Genomic DNA, 7617 nt, shown 5'->3' with positions numbered 1-7617 from the left:
TCTTCCCGCTGTCCGCCACCGACAAGACGCCCCGCCCCGCCGGCCCCGGGCGCGGTTTCGCACTCGGCCGCTGGCACTCACGGGTGCGCCGGCACCCCGAGGCGAAGGGCGAGCTGCCGATCTCCGCGCTCGCCGAGGAGATCGACACCGCCACCGACGAGGGCAGCCCGATCCGCGCCGTCATCGCGATCGCCGCCAACCCCGTACTCTCCGCTCCGGACGGCGACCGCCTCGACAAGGCGCTCGGCTCGCTCGACTTCATGGTCAGCGTCGACCCCTACCTGAACGAGACCTCGCGCCACGCGCACGTCGTCCTGCCGCCGCCCCCGCCCTCCCAGGCGCCGCACTTCGACTTCGCCTTCAACACCCTCGCCGTGCGCAACCAGGTCCGCTACACCCGCGCCGCCGTGCCGCTGGAGCCCGGGCGTATGGCCGAGACCGAGATCCTCGCCCGGCTGATCCTCGCCGCCACGGGCCTGCACGGCGGCGACCCGTCCGCCGTCGACGACCTCGTCATCGGACAGACCCTCGGCAAGGCCGTCACCGAGGCCCACTCGCCCGTCCACGGCGGGGACCCGAAGGAGCTTGCCGCGCGGCTCAGCGGCGACAACGGCCCGGAGCGGCGGCTCGACATGATGCTGCGCCTCGGCCCGTACGGCGACGGTTTCGGCGCCCGGCCCGACGGGCTCACCCTCGACAAGCTGCTCGCCCACCCGCACGGCATCGACCTCGGCCCGCTCGAGCCCCGGCTGCCGCAGCCGCTGAAGACCGTCAGCGGCAAGGTGGAGCTGCTGCCGGGGCCCATCGCGGACGACCTGCCGCGTCTGAAGCAGGCGCTGAGCGAGCGCGCCGACGGGCTCGTCCTCGTGGGGCGGCGTCATCTGCGGTCCAACAACAGCTGGCTGCACAACGTGCCCGCCCTCACCGGCGGCTCCAACCGCTGCACCCTGCACATCCACCCCGAGGACGCCGAGCGGCTCGGACTACGCGACGGCGCTCCCGTAAGGATCAAGGGCGCCGGGGGAGCGGTCACCGCGCCCGTCGAGATCACCGACGGGATCCGGCCCGGTGTCGTCAGCCTTCCGCACGGCTGGGGCCACGACCGGCCCGGCACCCGGATGAGTCACGCCGCCCTCGATCCCGGCGTCAACGTCAACCAGCTCCTCGACGGCAGTCTGCTCGACCCGCTGTCGGGCAACGCGGTGCTCAACGGCGTGCCCGTCGAGCTCGCACCGCTCCCCGCACAACGCTGACCTGGAATTTTGCGCTTATTGCTCGCACGTCAACTACTTGTTAACCCTTCTTTACGCGACCTAACGTCAACGCACCCCCGGCCCCCGTGGGGGTGTTCAAGGGCGAACGTTAGGTATCCACTCATGCTGACCATCCTCGGCTTCGCCATGATCGCGACCTTCCTGGTCCTGATCATGATGAAGAAGATGTCGCCGATCGCGGCGCTCGTGCTGATCCCCGCGCTGTTCTGCGTGTTCGTCGGTAAGGGCGCGAAGCTCGGTGACTACGTCATCGACGGCGTCACCGGCCTCGCTCCCACCGCGGCGATGCTGATGTTCGCGATCGTCTACTTCGGTGTGATGATCGACATCGGTCTCTTCGACCCGATCGTGCGGGGCATCCTGCGCTTCTGCAAGGCCGACCCACTGCGCATCGTCGTCGGCACGGCGGTCCTGGCCGCGATCGTCTCCCTCGACGGCGACGGCTCGACCACCTTCATGATCACGGTCTCGGCGATGTACCCCCTGTACAAGCGCCTGAGGATGAGCCTGGTCGTGATGACCGGTGTCGCCGCGATGGCCAACGGCGTGATGAACACCCTGCCGTGGGGCGGCCCGACCGCCCGCGCCGCGACCGCGCTGAAGCTCGACGCCAGTGACATCTTCGTGCCGATGATCCCCGCCCTCGCCGTCGGCCTGCTGGGCGTCTTCTCCCTCGCGTACGTCCTCGGCCGCCGCGAGCGCAAGCGGCTCGGCACGCTGACGCTGGACGAGGTCCTCGAGCCGCAGGAGGCCGAGACGGTGCTCGTCGGGGCGGGCGGCTCCGGCGGCGGTACCGGCAAGGGACGCGCGGCCACCGGCGGCTCCGGCTCCGGTACGGACGCCGACGCTCCCGAGTCCGCCGCCGAGGACGGCTTCTCGGGACTCGACCCGAACCGGCCCACCCTGCGCCCCAAGCTGTACTGGTTCAACGCACTGCTCACGGTCGCCCTGCTCACCGCCATGATCATGGAGTGGCTGCCGATCCCGGTCCTGTTCCTGCTCGGCGCCGCGCTCGCGCTCACCGTCAACTTCCCGCACATGCCCGACCAGAGGGCCCGCCTCGCGGCGCACGCCGAGAACGTCCTCAACGTCTCCGGCATGGTCTTCGCCGCCGCCGTCTTCACCGGCGTCCTGCAGGGCACCGGCATGGTCGAGCACATGGCCAAGTGGCTGGTGGACAACGTCCCGGACGGCATGGGCCCGCACATGGCCCTCGTCACCGGAGTGCTGAGCATCCCGCTCACGTACTTCATGTCCAACGACGGTTTCTACTTCGGCATCCTGCCGGTGCTCGCCGAGGCGGGCCAGGCGCACGGTGTGTCCACCCTGGAGATCGCCCGGGCCTCGCTGGTCGGCCAGCCGCTGCACATGTCCAGCCCGCTCGTGCCCGCCGTCTACGTCCTCGTCGGCATGGCCAAGGTGGAGTTCGGCGACCACACGCGGTTCGTGGTCAAGTGGGCCGCGCTGACATCGCTGGTGGTCCTCGGGGCAGGAATCCTGTTCGGCATCATCTGATCACTCGTGGAGGACGTTCTCATGGGGCCCGGTGGGAACCGCGGCTGGCTGCTCCGCCTCGTCATCGCCTTCGGCTTCGCGCAGGGGGCGGTGTCGATGGCCAGGCCCGCCGTGTCCTACCGGGCTCTCGCGCTGGGCGCCGACGACCGCGCGGTCGGTGTCATCGCCGGTGTCTACGCGCTGCTGCCGCTGTTCGCCGCCGTACCGCTCGGCCGCCGTACGGACCACGGCCGGTGCGTGCCGCTGCTGGTGACCGGCGTGGTCCTGATCTCCGGCGGCTGCGCGCTCAGCGGGGCCGCGGGCTCCCTGGCGGCGATGGCCGCGTGGAGCGGCGTGATGGGCCTCGGCCACCTGTGCTTCGTCATAGGCGCCCAGTCGATCGTGGCCCGCCGGTCGGAGCCCCGTGACCAGGACCGCAACTTCGGCCACTTCACGATCGGCGCCTCCCTCGGACAACTTGTCGGCCCGATCGCCGCCGGCGCCCTGATCCACGGCCCCGACCGGGCGGCCACCAGCGCGCTCGCCCTGCTGGTGGCCGGCGCGGGCGCCGCGGTCGCGTTCACCTCCCTGTGGCGCATCGAGCGCCGTACGGCCACGACGGCCCGTACCGCGCACGGCGACCGTGTCGCCCTGCACCGCATCCTGCGCGCCCGCGGTGTACCGGCCGGCATTCTGATCAGCCTGGCCGTACTGTCCGCCACGGACATCCTCACCGCGTACCTGCCGGTCGTCGGCGACCACCGCGGCATCGCCCCGGCAGTCGTCGGCCTGCTGCTGAGCCTGCGCGCGGCCGCCACCATCGCCTGCCGTCTCGTCCTCACGCCGCTGCTGCGGCTGCTCGGCCGGACCGTCCTGCTCGCCCTGACCTGCGTGGTGGCGGCGCTGCTGTGTGCCGGCATCGCGCTGCCGGTGCCGGTGTGGGTGCTCGGCGCGATGCTCACCGTGCTCGGATTCTGCCTCGGTGTCGGGCAGCCGCTGTCCATGACGACCGTCGTGCAGGCCGCGCCCCACGGCGCCCGCTCCACCGCCCTCGCCCTGCGGCTGACCGGCAACCGCCTCGGCCAGGTCGCCGCGCCCGCCGCCGCGGGACTGGTCGCCGGAATGGCGGGTGTGGCCGCGCCGTTCGTGATGCTCGGCGCGCTGCTGCTGGTCTCCTCCGGGATCGCGCTGCGCTCGCCCACGGCAGAGGCGCACGAGGCGGACTCGTCCGTGCGGCGGGGCGCGGCGGCCGGCCGGACCTGAGGCCGCCTTCAAACCGTCCCTCACGGCCGACCTGATCCGCAGGACAGGCCCTACGCTGACCTCCCGGAGCCCCCTGGCGCCACAAAACTACCGGCGCTAGTTTGGGGCGCGGACGATGCTGCCCGCCCGGGAGGAAGACGATGAAGGCACATGACGGCATGTACATCGACGGCGCCTGGCGCCCCGCCGTCGGCGCGGACACCATCGAGGTCGTGAACCCTGCCGACGAGCAGGTCATCGGCAGGGTCCCGGCGGGCACCGCCGAGGACGTCGCCGCCGCCGTACGCGCCGCCCGCGCCGCCTTCCCCGGCTGGGCCGCCACCGCCCCGGCCGAGCGGGCCGCCCGGCTCGCCGCCCTGCGCGACGTGCTCCTCGCCCGGAAGGACGAGATCGCCGAGACCGTGACGGCGGAGCTGGGCTCCCCGCTCCCGTTCTCACAGAACGTGCAGGTCGGCCTGCCGATCGCGGTCGCGGGATCGTACGCCGAACTGGCCGCCACCCACTCCTTCGAGGAGAACGTCGGCAACTCCACCGTCTACCAGGAGCCGGTCGGCGTCGTCGGTGCCATCACCCCCTGGAACTACCCCCTCCACCAGATCGTCGCCAAGGTCGCCCCGGCGCTGGCGGCGGGCTGCACGGTCGTCCTCAAGCCGGCCGAGGACACCCCGCTGACCGCCCAGCTCTTCGCGGAGGCCGTCCACGAGGCGGGCGTGCCGGCCGGGGTCTTCAACCTGGTCACCGGCCTCGGCCCGGTCGCGGGCCAGGCGCTCGCCGAGCACCCGGGCGTCGACCTGGTCTCCTTCACCGGATCCACGGCGGTCGGCCGGCGGATCGGCGCCACGGCGGGAGCGGCCGTGAAGAAGGTGGCCCTGGAACTGGGCGGCAAGTCCGCGAACGTCGTCCTGCCGAGCGCGGACCTCGCCAAGGCGGTCAACGTGGGCGTCGCGAACGTCATGTCCAACTCCGGCCAGACGTGCAGCGCGTGGACGCGGATGCTGGTGCACCGGGACCGGTACGAGGAGGCGGTCGAGCTCGCCGCGAAGGCGGCGGCGAAGTACGGGGACCGCATCGGCCCGGTGGTGAGCGCCAGGCAGCAGGCGCGGGTGCGCGGTTACATCGAGAAGGGCCTGGCGGAGGGCGCCCGCCTGGTCGCGGGCGGTCCCGAATCCCCCCGGGAACGCGGCTACTTCGTGCAGCCCACCGTCTTCGCCGACGTCACCCCCGAGATGACGATCGCGCAGGAGGAGATCTTCGGCCCCGTACTGGCGGTCCTGTCCTACGAGGACGAGCAGGACGCCCTGCGGATCGCGAACGGCACGGTGTACGGGCTGGCCGGCGCGGTGTGGGCCGGGGACGACGCGGAGGCGGTCGCGTTCGCGCGGCGCATGGAGACCGGGCAGGTCGACATCAACGGCGGACGCTTCAACCCCCTCGCTCCCTTCGGCGGTTACAAGCAGTCCGGCGTCGGCCGCGAGCTCGGCGCGCACGGCCTCGCCGAGTACCTGCAGACCAAGTCCCTCCAGTTCCAGGAGCGTTGAGCCAGATGGTCGTCCGTGCCGCTGTACTGCCCGCCGTCGGGGCCCCGCTGGAGGTCACCGGGATCGAGCTCCCCGAGCCAGGCCCCGGCCAGGTCCGGATCCGGCTGGCCGCCGCCGGGGTCTGCCACTCCGACCTGTCCCTGTCCAACGGCACCATGCGGGTGCCGGTGCCCGCCGTCCTCGGCCACGAGGGCGCGGGCACGGTGGTGTCGGTGGGGGAGGGCGTCACCCATGTCGCCCCCGGTGACGGAGTGGTCCTCAACTGGGCGCCGTCCTGCGGGAGCTGCCACGCCTGCGCACGGGGCGAGGTGTGGCTGTGCGCCGACGCGCTCACCGGCGCCGGTGCCGTCCACGCCCGTCGCGCGGAGGACGGCACGGATCTGCACCCCGGCCTGAACGTCGCCGCGTTCGCGGAGGAGACCGTGGTCGCGGCATCCTGCGTCCTCCCGGCCCCGGACGGCGTGCCGCTGGCCGACGCGGCGCTGCTGGGCTGCGCCGTCCTCACCGGCTACGGGGCCGTGCACCACGCGGCGAAGGTACGCCCGGGGGAGACGGTCGCGGTCTTCGGCGTCGGCGGGGTGGGCCTCGCGACCCTCCAGGCGGCGCGGATCGCGGGCGCGGAGAGGATCGTCGCGGTGGACGTGTCCCCCGCGAAGGAGGAGTTGGCGCGAGGGGCGGGCGCGACGGACTTCCTGCTCGCCTCCGACACCACGCCCCGCGAGATCCGCGGCCTCACCGGCAAGCAGGGCGTCGACGTGGCGGTGGAGTGCGTGGGCCGGGCGGCCACCATCCGCGCCGCCTGGGACTCCACGCGCCGCGGCGGCCGTACGACGGTCGTCGGCATCGGCGGCAAGGACCAGGAGGTCACCTTCAACGCCCTGGAGATCTTCCACTGGGGCCGCACGCTGACGGGCTGCGTCTACGGCAACTCCAACCCGGCCGAGGACCTGCCGGTCCTGGCCGAGCACATCCGGGCGGGCCGCCTGGACCTGGGCGCGCTGGTGACGGAACGGATCGCGCTGGAGGGCATCCCGTCCGCCTTCGAGAACATGCTGGCGGGCAAGGGCGGCCGGGCGCTGGTGGTGTTCTGAAGCCCTGGGTTCGTCCCGTGTTCTAGGACTCGGCGGCCGGCACCTGCTCGGGCGTGGCGTGCGGTTCCGGGGCCGGAGGCGGCGTGCGGGGACGCGACCGTGACACCGCCACTCCGGCCAGGCACAGCGCGCCACCCGCGAGCGTCACCGGCCCCGGGACCTCCTGGAGGAAGAGCCAGGACATCAGGACCACCAGCGCGGGCACCGCGTACGTCGTCGCGCCCATGCGGCTCGCGGTCGTACGGGCCAGGGCGTACGCCCAGGTCGTGAAGGCGAGCGCGGTCGGAAAGACACCCAGGTACACCATGTTGAGCGTGGCGGACACCGGCGCGCGGGCCGCGTCGTGCACCAGCTGTCCCGCGAACGGCAGACAGGCGACCGCGCCCACCAGACACCCGAACGTCGTCGCCTGCAGCGCGCTCGCCGCACCCAGCGCGGGCTTCTGCGCGACGACACCGGCCGCGTAGGCGCCCGCGGCGAGCAGGCACAGCACCACCCCGAGCACCGAGGAGCCCCCGTCACCCGACATCGAAAGGCCCACGGTCACGGCACCGGCGAACGACACCGCCATGCCCGCGAGCAGCCGCGGCGGCATGGCGTCCCCCAGCAACCGCGCACTCAGCAGCGCGATCAGGATCGGCCCGATGTTCACCACCAGCGCGGCGGTCCCGGCATCGACCTGCTGCTCGCCCCAGTTGAGCACCACCATGTAGAAGCCGAACCACAGCAGCCCGGATATCGCGATGCCGCGCCACGCCGCACGCGGCGGCAACCCCTCCCGCCGCAGGAGGCAGATCACCCCCAGCGCCAGTGCCCCGGCCAGCAGCCGGCCGAGCGCCAGCGCGCCCGGCGCGTACGCGGCGCCCGCACTGCGGATCGAGACGAAGGCGGAGGCCCACAGCAGCACCGTGACGGTGGCGGCGCCGGCGGCCAGACGGGAGGGGGAGACGTTCATCA

6 protein-coding genes are annotated in these 7617 nt (G+C 72.8%); 5 read left to right on the top strand and 1 reads right to left on the bottom strand.

The features are described from left to right. The 5 genes from C3488_RS10890 to C3488_RS10870 form a co-directional block, all read left to right on the top strand. A partial coding sequence (locus tag C3488_RS10890; protein ID WP_219822306.1) for a molybdopterin oxidoreductase family protein occupies nucleotides 1–1253 on the top strand: 1253 nt, incomplete at its 5' end. 123 nt (nucleotides 1254–1376) lie between these two features. After that, nucleotides 1377–2789, top strand: a complete 1413-nt coding sequence (locus C3488_RS10885) for a CitMHS family transporter (protein WP_103839150.1) — start codon at nucleotides 1377–1379, stop codon at nucleotides 2787–2789. A gap of 21 nt (nucleotides 2790–2810) precedes the next feature. Continuing rightward, the gene (locus C3488_RS10880; RefSeq protein ID WP_103839163.1) at nucleotides 2811–4031 is read left to right on the top strand and encodes an MFS transporter; all 1221 of its coding nucleotides are present in this window, start codon (nucleotides 2811–2813) and stop codon (nucleotides 4029–4031) included. Nucleotides 4032–4171: 140 nt separating this feature from the next. Continuing rightward, the gene (locus C3488_RS10875) at nucleotides 4172–5569 is read left to right on the top strand and encodes an aldehyde dehydrogenase family protein (RefSeq protein ID WP_103839149.1); all 1398 of its coding nucleotides are present in this window, start codon (nucleotides 4172–4174) and stop codon (nucleotides 5567–5569) included. Between the two features lie 5 nt (nucleotides 5570–5574). After that, nucleotides 5575–6660 (top strand): Zn-dependent alcohol dehydrogenase, encoded by a 1086-nt coding sequence (locus C3488_RS10870; protein ID WP_103839148.1) that lies wholly within the window; start codon nucleotides 5575–5577, stop codon nucleotides 6658–6660. A 22-nt stretch (nucleotides 6661–6682) separates the two neighbouring features. On the opposite strand, the gene C3488_RS10865 is transcribed toward C3488_RS10870, so the two are convergent. Next, complete coding sequence (locus C3488_RS10865; protein WP_181138963.1) at nucleotides 6683–7615, bottom strand: DMT family transporter; 933 nt, start codon at nucleotides 7613–7615, stop codon at nucleotides 6683–6685. Nucleotides 7616–7617 lie beyond the last annotated feature (2 nt).

The sequence above is a fragment of the Streptomyces sp. Ru72 genome (assembly GCF_002920635.1).
Lineage (GTDB): Bacteria > Actinomycetota > Actinomycetes > Streptomycetales > Streptomycetaceae > Streptomyces.
This window is presented reverse-complemented; position numbering and strand designations above follow the sequence as displayed.

What these genes read in the sequence shown, in the direction of transcription:
- C3488_RS10885 (WP_103839150.1), top strand. Translation starts at nt 1,377, where the DNA reads ATGCTGACCATCCTCGGCTTCGCCATGATCGCGACCTTCCTGGTCCTG.
- C3488_RS10880 (WP_103839163.1), top strand. Translation starts at nt 2,811, where the DNA reads ATGGGGCCCGGTGGGAACCGCGGCTGGCTGCTCCGCCTCGTCATCGCC.
- C3488_RS10875 (WP_103839149.1), top strand. Translation starts at nt 4,172, where the DNA reads ATGAAGGCACATGACGGCATGTACATCGACGGCGCCTGGCGCCCCGCC.
- C3488_RS10870 (WP_103839148.1), top strand. Translation starts at nt 5,575, where the DNA reads ATGGTCGTCCGTGCCGCTGTACTGCCCGCCGTCGGGGCCCCGCTGGAG.
- C3488_RS10865 (WP_181138963.1), bottom strand. Translation starts at nt 7,615, where the DNA reads ATGAACGTCTCCCCCTCCCGTCTGGCCGCCGGCGCCGCCACCGTCACG.